Below are 16,392 nucleotides of genomic sequence, written 5' to 3' on the forward strand. Positions count from 1 at the left end.
TCGGGACATGACCATGACCATCGAGGAAACGGCGGCCGGCCCGGTCGCCCTTTACAGCGGCGGCGCGGGCACCCGTCCGTTGGTTCTGCTGCATGGCAACGGCCATTCGATCCATGAATTCGATCGCATCGTCCCGCTGCTGGCCGACCAATATAGGCTGCTCGGCTGGGATATGCCGGGCCATGGGGCGTCGAACGCCGCGCGCTTCGACCTTTCGATCGACGAGCGGGCGGCGCTGCTCGGCGACATGCTGGCCGGGCGAACGCAGGAACCGGCCGTTCTGGTCGGCACCTCGATCGGGGCTTTCGTTGCCGCCGCGCTCGCCGTTCAAAGACCGAACCAGGTCGCGGCGCTGCTCCTGGTCGAAATGCAGGTGCGCGATCGAGCTTGGTGGGACGCAGGATGGCCGTTGGTGAACCGGATGTTCGGCGTTCCCCGACAGGATGGCGATGCGGTCCAGGCCCGGCTTTGTTCACCGCTCGACGACGCTCTTCTCGGACGGTGGAACGCCGATCGCGAGCAAGCCGGCGCGGAATCGATGATCGCCGCCATGGAAGCCATTCGCGATCATGATGCGGCGGCAACCCTGAGCGCGCTGACCGTCCCGACGCATTTCCTGTTCGGAGAAAAAGGTCCGGCAGCCGACTGCATCGAGGCCGCGCGGCAGTGCGTCCTCCATGCCAGTTGCGGAGTGGTCCCGGGGGCCGGACATTTCGTTTCGATCGACCAGCCGGAGTCTTTCGCGGCGGCGATCGCCGGCGCGGGTGAGCAGTAAGCTGATGTCGCTCGATTTCCTCTCCTTCCCGGTCGGCAGCGCGGCGATCGTTACGGGCGCCGCCAGCGGAATCGGCGCCGCGACGGCGCAGATGCTGTGCGCCGCGGATGTGACGGTGATCGGCATCGATATCGACGCCGATCGCCTTCATTCCCTGGGCCTCGGCCCGATCTTCCACCCCTATGTTCTCGACACCGGCCAGCCCGACGACGTTGGAGAATATATCGGCAAGATCGCAGCCCGCCATGGCCCGATCGCACATCTGGTGAACAACGCGGGACCGCCGTCCTCCCTACCCCTGAGCATCGAAGAGGGGCTGGCGCAGACCGCGGGCAGCGTCCAGCGCGTTACAGCCGCATGGATGGCGAGCCTGCCTGCGGACTCCGTCCACGCCAGTCTGGTCAATGTCGCCTCGGTGGCGGGCGCCGTGGCCGGTGGGCCGCCGCCCTCGCTCGTGACCGGGCGCGGCGGCTCCGCCGACAATGGCTGGTACCCGGCGGGCAAGGCGGCCATTGCCGGCTTGACGCGCTGGCATGCCGTGTCCGCGGCCGGCCGCTATCGGGCCAACGCCGTGGCGCCGGGCATCACCCGAACCCCGCGGCTTCACGACATTGCCGATGGCGCCTACGGCCGCGACGTCCTCGCCCGCACGCCATTGGGACGGCTGGGGGAAGCAGCGGATGCGGCGCGCGCGATCCTCTTCCTCCTCAGCCCGGCCGCCTCGTTCATCAACGGTCAGACCCTCGTCGTCGATGGCGGCGGCGGCCTTGCCTTTTGACTCTCGCTAGCACGAATGAAAGATCCGATGACCGAAACAAGCGTTGACACGACGGCCGGCGTTGGCCGGGAAGATTGGGAAAGGCGCACGACGAAGCGCACCGGTGCCGGACTGGTGTCCGACCCCTATCCGAAGCTCGCCGAGTTGCGCGGCCGGGGACCGATCCACCGCGGATCGACGTTCGAACTCTTCGGCGTGCCCGACCCGATGGCGGAGGTCTGGCCGGAAGCCCAGCGCTTCATTTCGGTCGGCTATGACGTCACCGAACAGATATTGCAGGACAATATCGGCTTCTCCAACGCGGGCATCCGCAAGATGACCGAATATGTCTTTGGCGAAATATCGTTGATGGGGTCGGACGATCCCGAACATCGCAAATTCCGGGCGCTCGTCCAGCCCGCCTTCACGCGGCACGGTCTCGAGATATGGAGCGGCTTCGTCAGGCCGCGCCTCGATCAATTGATCGCAGGATTCAAAGCCAGAGGATCGGCCGACCTCTATTTCGAATATTGCGCCGAGTTTCCCGTCTATGTGATCGCGATGGTACTTGGCGTGAAGAAGGAAGATCTCGAATGCTTCCACGAATGGACTGCGATGCTGCAGATCGCGGCCGCGCCCCCCGACGAGGCGCGCAGCGCCCGCCTCGCCGTCGAGGATTATATGCGCCGGATTATCGAGGACAGGCGAAAGAGGCCGCGCGATGACATCATCAGCATGCTTCTGGAGCGCGAGATCGAACTGGACGGCGTTCGCGAGAAAATCGGCGAACGACATCTGCTGGGTCTCATCAACAATCTTCTGCCCGCGGGGGCGGGGACGACCTTCCGCTCGTTGGGCATCCTGCTCGTGACGCTTTTGGAACGGCCCGAGTTACTCGAGCGCCTCTATGTCGAACGCGAACGGATTCCCCGGATCGTCGAGGAAGTGCTGCGATGGAACGGACCGGTTCTATTCGCGCCGCCTCGCCTCGCCACGCGCGACTGCGTGATCGACGGGGTCGAGATCCCGGCGGGATCGATCGTCGAGGCCGCGATCGGTGCCGCCAATCGCGATCCGGAGCGTTTCGAAAATCCCGACATGTTCATGCCCGATCGGAACCCACGCGTGACCCTGGCCTTTTCGACCGGCGTTCATTATTGCGCCGGATCGCAAGTTGCCCGGATGGAGTTGACCGCCGCTGTCAACGCGCTGCTCGACCATCTGCCGAAACTGCGTTTCGACGATAGCCGGCCCCGACCGCAAATCACCGGTCTCATGTATCGCATGCCGACCGGCGTGCCGGCGAGGTGGGGATGAAGGCCGCGATCTTCGTCGCAGCGGGCGAAGACCTGCGATTGGAAGAGGTGGAGAGCCTGCCGCCGGGCCCTACCGACGTGCACGTCCGCATCGACGCGACCGCGCTGTGCCAGACCGACGCGGCGGTTCGGCGCGGCGATCATCATTATGGATCCCCGGTGCTCATGGGGCACGAGGCAAGCGGAACGGTTCTGGCTGTCGGCAGCCATGTCTCGGACCTTCGGGTCGGCGACACGGTGATCAGCTCGTCGGCTCCCTCATGTGGGCGCTGCCACCACTGCGCCGCCGGCCGGCCGCATATCTGCATCCTGTCGTCCAGCCTGCGGTCGGTGCCGCGCGCGCGGCGCGCGGACGGGTCGGTTGCGACGGCGCTTTTCGGGCTGGGCACTTTCGCGGAGGAGATGACCGTCGATCAGGCGTCGCTGGTCGCTATCGATACCGAGCAGCCACCCGAATCACTGGCCCTGATCGGATGCGGTGTCACCACTGGCCTGTCGACCGTTCTCAACCGCACGCAATTGTCGCACGGCGGGACGCTCGCGGTCATCGGCTGCGGGACGGTGGGGCTCGCCGCGATATTGGGCGGCGGACTGAAGGGTGCGGCCACCATCATCGCCATCGACCCCAATCCGGCGCGTCGCGACGACGCGCGGCGACGGGGCGCCACCCACGCTCTCGATCCGGCCGAAGGCGATCTCGTGGAGACGGTCCGCGCGGCCACCGGCGGGCTGGGGGTCGATGCGACCATCGATGCGGTGGGCGCTCCCGCTACCGTAGCGCAGGCCCAGGCAATCACGCGCAGGGCGGGAGAGATCGTCGTCGTCGGCATGCCGCCCGCCGACGGCCGCTTCGAACTCGCTGCTTTGCCCTTTTTCCTTTCCGAGCAGCGGCTTTCGAGCGCCCTGTTCGGCTCGTCGCAAATCCGCCGTGATTTCCCGGCCTTCGTGCGGCTTGCCGAAACGGGAAGGCTCGATCTTGCGGGCTTCATCAGCCGCATCCTCTCGCTCGACGAGGTCAATGCGGGACTCGACGCGCTATCGCGGGGAGAAATCCTCCGCGCGGTGATCCGCCCCGGCCGCTAGGGTCCGTACTCCATTACAGCGGCGTCGAGGTTTGAGGCAAAATGGCCCAGTGCGAGGAGAGAAGGCGAAGGAATATGTCAATATTTCGAGACTTCTCGACGAAGCAATGGGCCATTTTGATCAAATCCCTTCGGGACGCGCAAATGGCTTCCATCTCGGCCCGAAAGCCGCTTGCAAGGACCACCGGCCCTCGCGGCGCGTCTTTCGGCCCGATCTGTTCGCCATTTGGGCGCCTCGACGCCGCTGTAATGGAGTACGGACCCTAGGCCGGGGCCTTTGATTCAGGCTACCGCGCTTTCCTCGACCGGCTGCCCGGAAAACTCGCCCAACACCTCGCGAGCGAAGAAACGCAGCCGCTCGACTCCGCCCCAAGGATCGTTGAACAGCACATAATCGACGCCGACGGCTTCCAGCTCTTTCAGCCGGGCGATGCAGGCCTCCGGCGTGCCGATCACCGTCGATGCTTCGGTTGCGCCCTGCGACGAATCCAGCATCTGCGATCCGATGACGGGGGCTTCCCCTTCTTCGTTCGGCACACGGGCGGTCGCTGCCAGCATCGCGATCGCCTTCAGCCTGCGATCCACTTCCGCGCTCCGCTTTGCATCATCATCGACCAGCAACAGTCCGCGCGTCACCGCAATCTGGTGCGACCGCGCCTCTACGCCGCGAATCACCTGCTCGTCGCGATACCAGGCGATGCGCTGACCGATGGCCTGCGTGTCGCTGAACTGATCGAGAAGCAGCGACTGCCCGCGCGCCGCAGCCTGGCGAATCGAGGCTTCACTCTGCGCCGCGACCCAGATCGGCGGATGCGGCTGCTGCACCGGCTGCGGCTCGACGATGATGTCGCGATAGCGCCAATATTGCCCCTGATGCGACCAGCGATCACGTGTCGTCCAGCTTTTCAGGATCAGATCGATGGCCTCGTCGAAGCGTGCCGGAGCCGTCGCGGGATCGACAATGAAGCCATGGAATTCATTCGGCCGATACCCGCGGCCGATACCGAAATCGAGCCGGCCGTTCGATACGACATCGACGGTCGCGGCCTGCTCCGCCATCAGCACCGGATTGTGCCAAGGCAGCACGGTCACGCCCGTGCCGAGACGCATTCGGCTCGTCAGACCGGCCAGATAGGACAGCAGGGTCATCGAGGCGCTCAATTGTCCCGCACCGGTAAAATGATGTTCGACGAGGAACAGGGATTCGAACCCCAGTTCCTCGGCCTTCACGACATAGTCGATAAAGCTGCGATAGGACTGGCTGTCGCCGGTCTGGTCGGCGCCGCGGGCGGCCCCACCAAAAAGTCCGAACTTCATGATGATCTCCCTCGGTTGGGTCGTATGATGGTGATCGCATCGGCGGCCTGTGCCCCTTCCAGCCGCCGTTTCAGCGCCAGCTTGTCCACCTTGCCGATCGCGTTTCGGGGCAGGCTGTCCAGAAAATGATAGGCGACCGGACGTTTGAACCGGGCGAGGTGCCGCTCGACATCCGCTTCGAGGCGGCGCCGGACATCGTCTGCCGCGGCGCCATTTGCGGCAGCGACGAAGGCAACGGGCACCTCACCCATCACATCGTCGCTTCTGCCGATCACGGCGACTTCGGCGACAAGATCGGTCGCTGCCATCACCTGCTCGAGTTCGGAAGGATAGATATTCTCTCCGCCGCGGATGATCAGGTCCTTCTTGCGCCCGGCGATCGTCAGCCACCCTTCGGAATCGAGGCAGCCGAGATCCCCGGTTCGCAGCCAGCCATCGGTCAGCACCTCGGCCGTTTCCTCCGGCCGTTGCAGATAGCCCGTCATGACATTGGGGCCTCGAACCCATATTTCGCCCACGCGGCCTGGCGGACAGCGACGGTTTCCAGTTCCCATGATGGCGATTTCGATCCCCGGCATGGCTTTCCCCACGCTTCCCGGACGGCGCGGGCCTTCAAGCGGGTTCAGCGCCGCACCGACGGTCGATTCGGTGAGCCCATATCCTTCGATGACCGGAACCCCATATCGCCCCTCGAACGCCGCGATCGCGCCGGCCGGCATCGGGGCCGCGCCGCAAATGGCGAAGCGGAGCCGGGGCGCGCGCGCCACCTCTCCCTGCTCGCCCGACAGCAGCAGATACATGGCGGGCACCCCCGAAAAATAGGTGGCGCCGCTGCGGCATATGCTCTGCCAGAAACTGTGCCGGTCGAAGCCTTTCAGGATATGCGCCCGCCCGCCCGCGGCCAGAGGCGCAAGGATGCTGACCAGCAGGGCATTGACGTGGAATAGCGGCAGCACCAGCAAAGACAGTTCGTCGCGCATGGCCAGCGCGGCATGAATCGACTTGATCATCGCATCGATATTGCCGTGGCTCAGCATGACACCCTTGGGTCGCCCGGTGGTGCCGCTGGTATAGATCAGCAGGGCGGTTTCATCGGCGGCGACGCCGGGGTCGGGCAGGACGGCGCCGGAGGGCACGAGGCAGGCGTCGACCGACAGGAGCGCAACCTTCGTCCCCGCGATATGATTGGCGGCTTTCGCATCGACGAGGACCAGGCGACTGCCGGAATCCTCGATCTGGTACAGGGCTTCGCTGCGCGTCAGATCGGGGTTGATCGGCATGAAGGCGGCGCCGAGCCGCCATGCCGCGAACATCGCCACGACGATGTCGAGACGGTTGGGCAGCATCGTCGCCACGACATCCCCGCGGCCGATGCCTTGCTGCACGAACATGAAGGCCAGACCGGCGACCTCGGCGGCGAACTCATCGGGCGACAATGCGCGATGCTCGTCCCGGATCAGGGTGCCGCCGTTCTGTGGGCCAAGGGCCCAGTGAAGATGTACGGGTCGAAAATTCTCCATCGACCGTCATCCCATCCCATAGGCGCCGAAGGCCGATGCCGCCGACGGATCGATGCTGCCCCAATCGACGCTGGGCGACGCGTCTTCCGACGTCAGGATGTCGATCACGACGGGCCCTTGCGCCGTCCAGGCTTCGTCGATGGCCTCGATCGCCTCGTCGATTGTTTCGGCCCGATAGCCGCGTGCGCCCATCGCCCGTCCCATGGCCGCGAAATCGACCGGGCCGAAGGTCGACCGGGGGTGGATATCGAGCATCTTTTCGCCCTGCATGATCCAGCCGAATCCGGCATTGTTGAGGATGACGAAGATGATCGGCAATTGGTGGCGAACCGCGGTTTCGACCTCGCCGATCCAATAGGAAGTCGCGCCGTCGCCCGATACCGCGACGATGCGTCCGCCGGGGCGTTCGCGCTGGGCAAACGCAGCGCCGATCGCGGCGCCGCCGGCCCAGCCGATGCCCGCCAGGCCGCGCGGCGCCAGAAAGAGGCGGCCGCTCCCCCGCACGCGATAGCGCGATGCGGTCCAACCCGACGCCAGGCTGGCATCGGACACGAGGATGGTTCCCTCGTCGGCGCGTTCGGACAGGGCGGCGACCACTTGTTCCGGCGCAACCCGCGGGTCGGTATCGGACGTGCCGGGCTGCCCGGGGCAGTCGGCAGGATCGATCCGCCATGCGGCGCGCGATGCGCGGCCGTCGAGTGCCTCGCGCAAGCGGCGCGCCGTCCGTCCCGCATCGGCACAGATTGCCAAGGACGCGGGAATCGCCCGCCCCAACTCACCGCCGTCGCTGTCGACATGGATCAGGCGCTGCGCCGCCGACGGCAACCGCCACAGAAAGGAGTTGAATTGCGCGAACTTGGACCCCAGCACCAGCACGACATCGGCTTGCCGAAGCGCGACGCTCGCTTCGACGGCACCGAAAACGCCCACGACACCGCGCGCGAGCGGGTGATGTTCGTCGATGACGCCCTTTCCGTTGATCGATGTGACCACCGGAATCGAATGACGCTCCGCCAATGCGACGACCTCGGCCGCCTCGCGGCTGCTCAAGGCGCCGCCGCCTGCCAGGATCAGCGGGCGCTCCGCCTCGGCGAGCATTTGCGCGGCGCTGGCAATGTCTTCTGATCCGGGGTCGGCGCCGTATCGCGGCCAGCGCCCGCCGTCAGGATCCGCTGCGACCGGCGGCTGCGCTGCCGCCGGTGCGAAGAAGATATCCTCCGGTATTTCGAGCGCCACGGGGCCGGCGCGGCCCGTCACGGCAGTGCGCACGGCCTCCGAAAAGGCTGCGCGCAACCCCGTGGACGTATGGACCCGGCTGACCCGCTTGGTGACGCTCTGCAGCATCATTTGCTGCTCCATCGCCTGCGAGGCCACGCCGCGAACGCGCAGATGCTCGCGCTCGGTCTTGACGTCCGCGACGATCGCCAGAACCGGGATCGCCGACGCATAGGCTTCCGCCAGGCCGGAGACGAGATTGGTTGCCCCGGGGCCGACCGTCGCGTCGCAGACTCCGATACGCCCCGAGACGCGGGCATAGGCATCTGCCGCGCAGGCGGCATTGCGTTCGTCGCGCATCAGCACATGGCGAAAACCGGTGCGGCGGGCCGCCGCATAAAGCGGGATCGTCTGGCCGCCGGGGACGCCGAAGCAAACCTTTGCGCCAATCGATTCCAGGCATTCGATCAGCGCGTCGCCGACGCTGCGCTGCGGGTCACTCGGATTCATACCTACTCCCTGGAATGATTCATCGATCATCTAATTTCTATAAATTATCTATCTGATTATGACAAATCAACCCCTCTTAAATGACGTGGGTCGCGACGGCGTCATGCCGGTGAATCTCGATATCCGGCGGCGGCCGGACGGATCGATGTCGCTCAGCTCCAACCACCCGCTGCCGCATGCTTCCGATATCGCTTGCGTCGCGATCGAACCGGCGCGCCTTGCCGGCGACAAGGCGGCGCTTGCCGGCCACGGACCGAGGAACGATGAAGAATCGTGGCATTCGCCGATTTCGCGCAGAAAGCGTGTGGGATTGCCGGATGGTCGGTCGATCGCGTCCGGTCCGGCGAACCGCCGGCGATCGTCACCGACAACAGACCTGAAGTGGCGATCGCCTTCATCGGGGACGACGCGAACCTGGTTGCGGCCGCCCGGCCTGCCGTCGACCGGCAACGATATTCTCGACCTGGCGCTCCAGCGTAATCGCAAAATAAAAAAGGCCCGCTTTCGCAGGCCTTCTCAGGAAAATGGTGGCACCTGACGGATCGGACCGTCAATCTCCAATATGCTATAAGGAGCACTCGACTGCGCCGATATGGAAAATGGTGGAGCCTAGCGGGATCGAACCGCTGACCTCTACAATGCCATTGTAGCGCTCTCCCAGCTGAGCTAAGGCCCCGTGCCATTTTGCGGGTCGCCCTGGGTGGTGCGACCGGGACGCCGCCTTTACCAGCGCGCGCCCGTTATGCAAGGGGCCAAATGCATCGAGCGATGCTTTTTTGACCCCTTGTCATCAAATGCGACGTCAGCTTTCGTCGTTGCCGTCGTCGCCGGTATCGACGCCCAGATCGTCGTCGCCGCCGAGGTCGACGTCGTTATCGGGCGAATCATTATCGTCGTCGACATCGACGTCCAGATCCAGATCCTCGTCGACGCCTTCTTCCTTGGGCGTCTTGCCGGGCTTCTCGGCCTGCTCGAACGGCATCGGCTGCTTCGATTTCAGCACCGATTCCGGGATCCACGCATAGCCGCAATTGATGCAGGTGACCGGATCATCCTTGGTCAGATCATAGAATCGGGTGGCGCATTTCGGGCAGCTACGCTTCGCGCCCCATTCAGCCTTTATCATATGTTCCTCTTAAACCTTTGAAGGTGTGAGATAAATTTCGGAGAAAGGGCGGCGCCGAAACGGCCACCCGTCAAATCGGCGTGCGCCTTGCCAGATTGTTTGCCCGCTGTCAAAAGCCGCTCGCGATGACAGACCCCAACCCCAACCCGCGCCCTAGTCCGCGCGCCTTTTCCGCCTCCGGTCCGCTCCAGGGCAGGATCGCGATTCCCGGCGACAAGAGCATTTCGCATCGCGCGCTGATGCTGTCGGCACTCGCGGTCGGGACGAGCCGCGTCACCGGCCTGCTCGAGGGGCATGACGTGCTCGCGACGGCGGCGGCGATGCGGGCGATGGGGGCGAGCATCGAACGCACCGGCGACGGCGAATGGGTAATCGACGGCGTCGGGGTCGGCGGGCTGCTCCAGCCACGCGAAGCCGTCGACATGGGGAACAGCGGCACCTCGACGCGCCTCTTGATGGGCCTCGTCGCCAGCCACCCGATCACCGTGACCTTCACCGGCGACGCCAGCCTGTCGGGACGCCCGATGGGGCGCGTGATCGATCCGCTGAGCCAGATGGGCGCCGACATCACCGCCTCGCCGGGTGGCCGCCTGCCGCTGATGGTGCGCGGCCTCGCCCCCGCGATCCCCCTCGCCTACCGCCTGCCGATGGCGTCGGCGCAGGTGAAGAGCGCGGTGCTGCTCGCGGGGCTCAACACGCCCGGCATCACCGAGGTGATCGAGCCGGTGCCAACCCGCGACCATAGCGAACGGATGCTGCGCGGCTTCGGTGCCGACCTCAGCGTCGAAACCGATGCCGACGGCACACGCCATATCCGCCTCCGCGGCGAGGCAGAATTCAAGCCGCAGACCATCGTCGTTCCCGGCGACCCCTCCTCGGCCGCCTTCTTCATCGTCGCAGCGTTGATCGTCCCCGGATCGGACGTCGTCATCGCCAATGTCGGCCTCAACCCGACGCGGGCCGGACTCGTCGAAGTGCTGCTGGCGATGGGCGGCAGCATCGAGCTTCAGAACGCCCGCGAAGTCGGCGGCGAGCCGGTCGCCGACCTTCGCGTCCGCCACAGCAGCCTTCGGGGCATCGCGGTCGATCCGGCGGTCGCGCCGAGCATGATCGACGAATATCCGATCCTCTTCGTCGCTGCGGCGCTGGCGGAGGGCCGTACCGTGACGACGGGGCTCGACGAGCTGCGCGTCAAGGAAAGCGACCGCTTGGCCGTCATGGCGGCAGGCCTCGCCGCGATCGGCGCGCGGGTCGAGGAAGGCCCCGACGGCCTGATCATCGACGGCACCGGCAGTGATCCACTGCCCGGCGGCGCGACGATCGCAGGGCATCTCGACCATCGCATCTGCATGAGCTTCGCCATCGCCGGGCTTGTCAGCAAGGCGCCAGTGACGATCGACGATATGGCGCCGGTCGCGACGAGCTTTCCCAATTTCGAGGCGCTGCTCGCGAGCCTGCAATCATGATCATCGCCGTCGACGGGCCCACCGCGTCGGGCAAGGGCACGATCGCGCGCGCGCTCGCGGCGCATTTCGGACTGCCGGTGCTCGACACGGGATTGCTCTATCGCGCGGTCGGCTATCAGACGCAGCTCAACCACGGCGATCCCGATAATAGCGCCGACGCGATCGCCGCATGCAGCTTTGCCGACAGCCTGCTGGACGATCCGGCGCTCCGCTATGAAAGTACGGGCGGCCTCGCGAGCCGCGTGTCGGTGCATCCCGCGGTTCGCAAGGCGCTGTTCCAGCGCCAGGTCGATTTCGCAAACCAGCCGGGCGGCGCGGTGCTCGACGGACGCGACATCGGTACGGTGATCGCGCCGCACGCCGATGCCAAGCTGTTCGTCACCGCCTCGCCCGAGGAGCGCGCGCGCCGCCGCCATGCCGAGATGCTGGGGCGCGGGGTCGATATCACCTATGACACGGTGCTCGCCGACATCCACGCCCGCGACGCCCGCGACACCGGCCGCGCCGACGCGCCGCTGATCCGCGCCGGGGACGCGCTGCTGCTCGACAATACAGCACTCGACCGCAACGCAGCGATCGCGGCGGCGATCGCCTTTGTCGAGGGCAAGGCCGGGACGCGCAGCTGAAAGAAGGCTTCGCGCAGAGATCGCAGAGGATTTTAGTTCACGCGGAGACGCGAAAGCGCGGAGATTATGGCTCGGGCCGATAGGCCCCTTCATGCTCCGCCCCGTCGCGGTTCCAGACAGGTTACAGGAGAAAGCCGCTTCGCGGCGGGCGCCATCTCTCCGCGCCTCCGCGTCTCCGCGTGAATCCCTTTCCTCTCTCCCTCTGCGGTCTCTGCGCGAATCCCATTTGCTCTGCCGTCGATGACACGGTCACGCAGATCGGCCTTTTTCCTTGCCGAAAGCCCCACCCGCGCCTATATGCCCGCCGTCCGACGGGCGTTTTGCCGGTCGAGGCACGGATGAACCGCCGCTCTTACCGGAGCGTCGGGCGTGATGGGGTGACCTCGTCGCGCCCTTTTTGCTTTGTCCGTGTTTCGTCCGCGATATGCCTCGAGGATGTCTTGCCTCGCATCCGGCGGGCAGGACGGATCGGCCACAAGACCAGCGGACCCAACCGCTTGGCCGGAACAATGAAGTAAGGATATCATCCATGGCCACTACGGCTTTCCCGACGCGCGACGATTTCGCCGCGATGCTCGACGAATCGCTTGGTGGTGCCGACGGCGGCTTTGAAGGCCGCGTCGTCAAGGGCACCGTGACCGCGATCGAAAACGACCTGGCAGTGATCGACATCGGCCTGAAGAGCGAAGGCCGCGTGCCGCTTCGCGAATTCGCGATGCCGGGCCAGAAGGCCGACCTCAAGGTCGGTGACGAAGTCGAAGTCTATGTCGACCGCGTCGAAAACGCCAATGGCGAAACCATGCTCTCGCGCGACCGTGCTCGCCGCGAAGCCGCCTGGGACCGCCTGGAGGAAGAATTCAACAAGGAAGCCCGCGTCGAAGGCGTCATCTTCGGCCGCGTCAAGGGCGGCTTCACTGTCGACCTCGGCGGCGCCGTGGCGTTCCTTCCGGGTTCGCAGGTCGACATTCGCCCGGTGCGCGACGTCGGCCCGCTCATGGACCTGCCGCAGCCGTTCCAGATCCTCAAGATGGATCGCCGCCGCGGCAATATCGTCGTGTCGCGCCGCGCCATCCTCGAGGAAACGCGCGCCGAACAGCGCTCGGGCCTGATCCAGAACCTCGAAGAGGGCCAGATCATCGAAGGCGCGGTCAAGAACATCACCGATTATGGTGCGTTCGTCGACCTCGGCGGCATCGACGGCCTGCTCCATGTCACCGACATGAGCTACAAGCGCGTCAACCACCCGAGCGAAGTCATCAACATCGGTGACACCGTCCGCGTCCAGATCATCCGCATCAACCGTGACACGCAGCGCATCAGCCTGGGCATGAAGCAGCTCGAAAGCGATCCGTGGGAAGGCGTCGCCGCCAAGTATCCGGTGGGTGCGAAGCTCAAGGGCACCGTCACGAACATCACCGATTACGGTGCGTTCGTCGAGCTCGAACCCGGCATCGAAGGCCTGGTCCACGTCAGCGAAATGTCGTGGGTCAAGAAGAACGTCCACCCCGGCAAGATCGTCTCGACCAGCCAGGAAGTCGACGTCATCGTCCTCGAAGTCGACAGCGACAAGCGCCGCATCTCGCTCGGCCTCAAGCAGGCCCAGTCGAACCCCTGGGGCGCGTTCGCCGAAACCCACCCGGTGGGTTCGGTCGTCGAAGGCGAAGTCAAGAACGCCACCGAGTTCGGCCTGTTCGTCGGCCTGCCCGGCGACGTCGACGGCATGGTTCACATGTCGGACATCGCGTGGGGCATCTCGGGCGAGGAAGCGCTGCATCTCCACCGCAAGGGCGAGCAGGTGCAGGTCGTCGTTCTCGACGTCGATGTCGAGAAGGAACGCATCAGCCTCGGCATCAAGCAGCTTGAAAAGGGCGCCCCGGCCGTTGGCGGCGGCGCGGCCGCTTCGGGCTCGCTGAAGAAGAACGAGATCGTCACCGTCACCGTCCTCGAAGTCCGCGACAACGGCCTCGAAGTGCAGGCCGGCGACGATGGTGCCACCGGCTTCATCAAGCGCGCCGACCTTGGCCGCGACCGCGACGAACAGCGCGCCGAACGCTATCAGGTCGGACAGAAGTTCGACGCGATGGTCACCGGCTTCGACCGGTCCAAGAAGCCCAGCTTCTCGGTCAAGGCGCTGCAGATCGCCGAAGAGAAGCAGGCCGTCGCGCAGTACGGTTCGTCGGACTCGGGTGCGTCGCTCGGCGACATCCTCGGCGAAGCGCTGAAGGCGGGCAAGAAGGACTGATAATTTCACGTCCTCGCCGTCAGGCAACAGAAAAGGCCCGCGGAGTGTCCCTCCGCGGGCCTTTTTCTTTCGGTGATATATTTTGACCGAACAGTGATTCATGATACTCTCCCGCCCGCGTTGGGAGGGGTCCTCACGCACATGGAGCCGGCAACGACCGGATGACCTGCGCCCGCGGGGCGCGCGTGACTATATTAGGGGAAGCACATGATCCGGTCGGAACTGGTGCAGAAGATCGCGAGCGAGAACAGCGATCTGCGCCTTGAAGAGGTGGAACGCATCGTCGATGCCTTTTTTGATTCCATCGTGGACCAGCTCGCCGGCGGCGGGCGGGTCGAATTGCGCGGTTTCGGCGCCTTCTCGACGCGATCACGCGAATCGCGCACCGGCCGCAACCCGCGCACCGGCGCCCCGGTCGCGGTGAACGCCAAGAACGTGCCCTATTTCAAGCCCGGCAAGGAAATGCGCGAGCGGCTGAACGACTGAGGATTCACGCCTCGTCATTGCGAGCGCAGCGAAGCAATCTCCAGTCCGATGGCTGGAGATTGCTTCGCTGCGCTCGCAATGACGAAGTCGGCCTCAGTTCTTGAGCCGATAGCCCGTCCGGAACATCCAGAAGATCACCGCCAGGCACAAAGTCAGGAACAGCGCGACCGCGCCCATGCTGACGCCGATGCCGACGTCGCCCTGCCCGAAGAAGGTCCAGCGGAAGCCGCTGATCAGATAGACGACCGGGTTGAACAGCGTCACCGTGCGCCACGCCGCGGGCAGCATGTCGAGCGAATAGAAAGCGCCGCCCAGAAAGGTCAGCGGATAGACGACGAGCAGCGGGATCACCTGCAACTGCTCGAAGCTCTGCGCCCAGATGCCGATGATGAAGCCGAACAGGCAGAAGGTCACGGCCATCAGGATCATGAAGGCGACCATCAGCACCGGATGCGCGATCTGGACATCGACGAACAGATGCGCGGTGGCAAAGATGATCGCCCCGATGATCACCGACTTGGTCGCCGCCGCGCCGACATAGGCGATCAGCAGTTCCAGGGGCGACATCGGCGACGACAGCATCTCATAGATCGTGCCCGTCCATTTCGGCATATAGATGCCGAAGCTCGCGTTGCTGATGCTTTCGGTGAACATCGTCAGCATCATCAGCCCCGGCACGATGAACGCGCCATAGGGCACCGTACTGACATCGCTCATCCGGCTGCCGATCGCCGACCCGAAAACGACGAAATAGAGCGTCGTGGTGATGACGGGCAGCATCAGGCTGGTCCAGAAGGTACGCCCGAAGCGCGCCATCTCGAACAGATAGATCGAGCGGATACCGCGGAGGTTCTGGATCATCGGCCTGCCTCCAGATAAATAGGGACAGTCCCTATTTTTGGGGTCGCGGTAGGAGCGGGCCGCACGGACGTGGAAGAAAAATAGGGACTGTCCCTATTTATCGACGTGTCGGTCATGCCGCCTGCTCCGCCTTCGTTTCGTGGACGAGCCCGACGAAAATATCCTCGAGCGAGCTTTGCCGGGTATGAAGGTCCTTGAACGCGATGCCGAGGTCGCTCATCCGCCGCAGCAGCGAGGGCACGCCCGTCGCCTCGGCCTGGCTGTCGAATTCATAGACGAGTTCGTGCCCCTCACCCGCCAGTTCGAGCGTCCACTCGCCGAGTTCCGCGGGCACGGCGTCCAGCGGCTCGGCCAGATTGAGGGTCAGCGTCTTGCGCCCCAGCTTCTTGATCAGCGCGTTCTTTTCCTCGACCAGGATCAGCTTGCCCTTGCTGATCACCCCCACCCGGTCGGCCATCTCCTCGGCTTCCTCGATATAATGGGTGGTGAGGATGATCGTCACGCCGCGCTCGCGAAGCGAACGCACCATGTTCCACATGTCGCGGCGCAGTTCGACGTCGACCCCGGCGGTCGGTTCGTCGAGGAACAGGATTTCGGGTTCGTGGCTGAGCGCCTTCGCGATCATCACGCGGCGTTTCATGCCCCCCGATAACTCCATGATCTTGCTGTTCCGCTTGTCCCAGAGCGACAGGTCTTTCAGCAACTGCTCGATGAAGGCGGGATCGCTGGGCTTGCCGAACAGTCCGCGCGAGAAGCTGACCGTCGTGATCACCTTCTCGAACGAATCGGTGTGGAGTTCCTGCGGCACCAGCCCGATCATCGACCGCGCGGCGCGATAATCGCGGGCATGATCGTGCCCGCCGACCGTCACCGTCCCGCCGCTTGGCGTGACGATGCCGCAGACGATGCTGATCAGCGTCGTCTTGCCCGCGCCGTTCGGTCCGAGCAGCGCGAAAATCTCGCCCTTGCTGATGGAAAGATCGACGGCGGCGAGCGCCCGATGGCCGCTCTTATATGTCTTGGAGAGACCGGAAATTTCGAGGACTGGAGTCATTCGACCGCGAATAGCGGAGCGACCCGCCGCGGTGAAGCT

General features: G+C 65.0%; 15 protein-coding genes and 1 tRNA gene. 9 read left to right on the forward strand and 7 right to left on the reverse strand.

Features of this window, described 5'->3' with window-relative positions:
• Positions 1–7 precede the first annotated feature (7 nt).
• The 4 genes from ACVENA_RS11900 to ACVENA_RS11915 are packed head-to-tail and all read left to right on the forward strand — an operon-like array spanning position 8 to position 3,931.
• Positions 8–775, forward strand: a complete 768-nt coding sequence (locus tag ACVENA_RS11900) for an alpha/beta fold hydrolase (RefSeq protein WP_449325533.1) — start codon at positions 8–10, stop codon at positions 773–775.
• Between the two features lie 4 nt (positions 776–779).
• Positions 780–1,553 (forward strand): SDR family NAD(P)-dependent oxidoreductase, encoded by a 774-nt coding sequence (locus tag ACVENA_RS11905; protein WP_449325534.1) that lies wholly within the window; start codon positions 780–782, stop codon positions 1,551–1,553.
• Positions 1,554–1,580: 27 nt separating this feature from the next.
• Entirely contained in the window at positions 1,581–2,849 is a 1,269-nt protein-coding gene (locus ACVENA_RS11910; protein ID WP_449325535.1) for a cytochrome P450, read from the forward strand.
• The gene (locus ACVENA_RS11915; protein ID WP_449325536.1) at positions 2,846–3,931 is read left to right on the forward strand and encodes a zinc-binding dehydrogenase; all 1,086 of its coding nucleotides are present in this window, start codon (positions 2,846–2,848) and stop codon (positions 3,929–3,931) included. The genes ACVENA_RS11910 and ACVENA_RS11915 overlap by 4 nt, the downstream gene beginning before the upstream one ends.
• Before the next feature lie 281 nt (positions 3,932–4,212).
• Here ACVENA_RS11915 and ACVENA_RS11920 read toward each other — a convergent pair whose 3' ends face one another.
• Genes ACVENA_RS11920 through ACVENA_RS11930 form a run of 3 tightly spaced genes read right to left on the reverse strand, consistent with a single transcriptional unit; the run spans position 4,213 to position 8,492 of the window.
• Positions 4,213–5,247, reverse strand: coding sequence for an LLM class flavin-dependent oxidoreductase (locus tag ACVENA_RS11920; protein ID WP_449325537.1), 1,035 nt, complete (start codon positions 5,245–5,247; stop codon positions 4,213–4,215).
• A complete protein-coding gene (locus ACVENA_RS11925; RefSeq protein ID WP_449325538.1) occupies positions 5,244–6,767 on the reverse strand; it encodes a class I adenylate-forming enzyme family protein in 1,524 nt (507 codons plus the stop codon). The genes ACVENA_RS11920 and ACVENA_RS11925 overlap by 4 nt, the downstream gene beginning before the upstream one ends.
• A 6-nt stretch (positions 6,768–6,773) precedes the next feature.
• Complete coding sequence (locus ACVENA_RS11930; RefSeq protein ID WP_449325539.1) at positions 6,774–8,492, reverse strand: thiamine pyrophosphate-binding protein; 1,719 nt, start codon at positions 8,490–8,492, stop codon at positions 6,774–6,776.
• Positions 8,493–8,550: 58 nt separating this feature from the next.
• Between ACVENA_RS11930 and ACVENA_RS11935 the strand changes: the two genes are divergently transcribed.
• Positions 8,551–9,030: a hypothetical protein gene (locus tag ACVENA_RS11935; protein ID WP_449325540.1), complete on the forward strand. Its 480-nt coding sequence runs from the start codon at positions 8,551–8,553 to the stop codon at positions 9,028–9,030.
• 62 nt (positions 9,031–9,092) lie between these two features.
• On the opposite strand, the gene ACVENA_RS11940 is transcribed toward ACVENA_RS11935, so the two are convergent.
• Together ACVENA_RS11940 and ACVENA_RS11945 are read right to left on the reverse strand one after the other, a co-directional pair.
• Positions 9,093–9,168 (reverse strand) — tRNA-Ala (locus ACVENA_RS11940).
• Between the two features lie 126 nt (positions 9,169–9,294).
• The gene (locus ACVENA_RS11945) at positions 9,295–9,618 is read right to left on the reverse strand and encodes a TIGR02300 family protein (RefSeq protein ID WP_257543103.1); all 324 of its coding nucleotides are present in this window, start codon (positions 9,616–9,618) and stop codon (positions 9,295–9,297) included.
• 125 nt (positions 9,619–9,743) lie between these two features.
• Here ACVENA_RS11945 and aroA point away from each other — a divergent pair, with 125 nt between their 5' ends.
• The 4 genes from aroA to ACVENA_RS11965 all read left to right on the forward strand — a co-directional run bounded on the left by aroA (position 9,744) and on the right by ACVENA_RS11965 (position 14,438).
• On the forward strand, positions 9,744–11,084 hold the full coding sequence (gene aroA / locus ACVENA_RS11950; protein WP_257543105.1) for a 3-phosphoshikimate 1-carboxyvinyltransferase: 1,341 nt from the start codon (positions 9,744–9,746) through the stop codon (positions 11,082–11,084).
• Entirely contained in the window at positions 11,081–11,710 is a 630-nt protein-coding gene (gene cmk, locus ACVENA_RS11955; RefSeq protein WP_257543107.1) for a (d)CMP kinase, read from the forward strand. The genes aroA and cmk overlap by 4 nt, the downstream gene beginning before the upstream one ends.
• A gap of 529 nt (positions 11,711–12,239) precedes the next feature.
• Positions 12,240–13,952 carry a 30S ribosomal protein S1 gene (rpsA, locus tag ACVENA_RS11960; protein WP_257543109.1) on the forward strand — a complete coding sequence of 571 codons (1,713 nt, stop codon included), beginning with the start codon at positions 12,240–12,242 and terminating at the stop codon, positions 13,950–13,952.
• A gap of 207 nt (positions 13,953–14,159) precedes the next feature.
• Positions 14,160–14,438, forward strand: coding sequence for an integration host factor subunit beta (locus tag ACVENA_RS11965; RefSeq protein WP_257543111.1), 279 nt, complete (start codon positions 14,160–14,162; stop codon positions 14,436–14,438).
• 93 nt (positions 14,439–14,531) lie between these two features.
• Here the strand turns inward: ACVENA_RS11965 and ACVENA_RS11970 are convergent, their stop codons facing one another.
• Both ACVENA_RS11970 and ACVENA_RS11975 read right to left on the reverse strand, forming a co-directional pair.
• Positions 14,532–15,299 carry an ABC transporter permease gene (locus ACVENA_RS11970; RefSeq protein WP_257543113.1) on the reverse strand — a complete coding sequence of 256 codons (768 nt, stop codon included), beginning with the start codon at positions 15,297–15,299 and terminating at the stop codon, positions 14,532–14,534.
• Positions 15,300–15,411: 112 nt separating this feature from the next.
• On the reverse strand, positions 15,412–16,353 hold the full coding sequence (locus ACVENA_RS11975; RefSeq protein WP_449325541.1) for an ABC transporter ATP-binding protein: 942 nt from the start codon (positions 16,351–16,353) through the stop codon (positions 15,412–15,414).
• Positions 16,354–16,392: the final 39 nt, after the last annotated feature.

This window comes from Sphingopyxis sp. 550A, assembly GCF_053569535.1.

Coding starts and splice junctions, on each gene's coding strand:
- ACVENA_RS11900 (WP_449325533.1), top strand. CDS start 8: ATGACCATGACCATCGAGGAAACGGCGGCCGGCCCGGTCGCCCTTTAC.
- ACVENA_RS11905 (WP_449325534.1), top strand. CDS start 780: ATGTCGCTCGATTTCCTCTCCTTCCCGGTCGGCAGCGCGGCGATCGTT.
- ACVENA_RS11910 (WP_449325535.1), top strand. CDS start 1,581: ATGACCGAAACAAGCGTTGACACGACGGCCGGCGTTGGCCGGGAAGAT.
- ACVENA_RS11915 (WP_449325536.1), top strand. CDS start 2,846: ATGAAGGCCGCGATCTTCGTCGCAGCGGGCGAAGACCTGCGATTGGAA.
- ACVENA_RS11920 (WP_449325537.1), bottom strand. CDS start 5,247: ATGAAGTTCGGACTTTTTGGTGGGGCCGCCCGCGGCGCCGACCAGACC.
- ACVENA_RS11925 (WP_449325538.1), bottom strand. CDS start 6,767: ATGGAGAATTTTCGACCCGTACATCTTCACTGGGCCCTTGGCCCACAG.
- ACVENA_RS11930 (WP_449325539.1), bottom strand. CDS start 8,492: ATGAATCCGAGTGACCCGCAGCGCAGCGTCGGCGACGCGCTGATCGAA.
- ACVENA_RS11935 (WP_449325540.1), top strand. CDS start 8,551: ATGACAAATCAACCCCTCTTAAATGACGTGGGTCGCGACGGCGTCATG.
- ACVENA_RS11945 (WP_257543103.1), bottom strand. CDS start 9,618: ATGATAAAGGCTGAATGGGGCGCGAAGCGTAGCTGCCCGAAATGCGCC.
- aroA (WP_257543105.1), top strand. CDS start 9,744: ATGACAGACCCCAACCCCAACCCGCGCCCTAGTCCGCGCGCCTTTTCC.
- cmk (WP_257543107.1), top strand. CDS start 11,081: ATGATCATCGCCGTCGACGGGCCCACCGCGTCGGGCAAGGGCACGATC.
- rpsA (WP_257543109.1), top strand. CDS start 12,240: ATGGCCACTACGGCTTTCCCGACGCGCGACGATTTCGCCGCGATGCTC.
- ACVENA_RS11965 (WP_257543111.1), top strand. CDS start 14,160: ATGATCCGGTCGGAACTGGTGCAGAAGATCGCGAGCGAGAACAGCGAT.
- ACVENA_RS11970 (WP_257543113.1), bottom strand. CDS start 15,299: ATGATCCAGAACCTCCGCGGTATCCGCTCGATCTATCTGTTCGAGATG.
- ACVENA_RS11975 (WP_449325541.1), bottom strand. CDS start 16,353: ATGACTCCAGTCCTCGAAATTTCCGGTCTCTCCAAGACATATAAGAGC.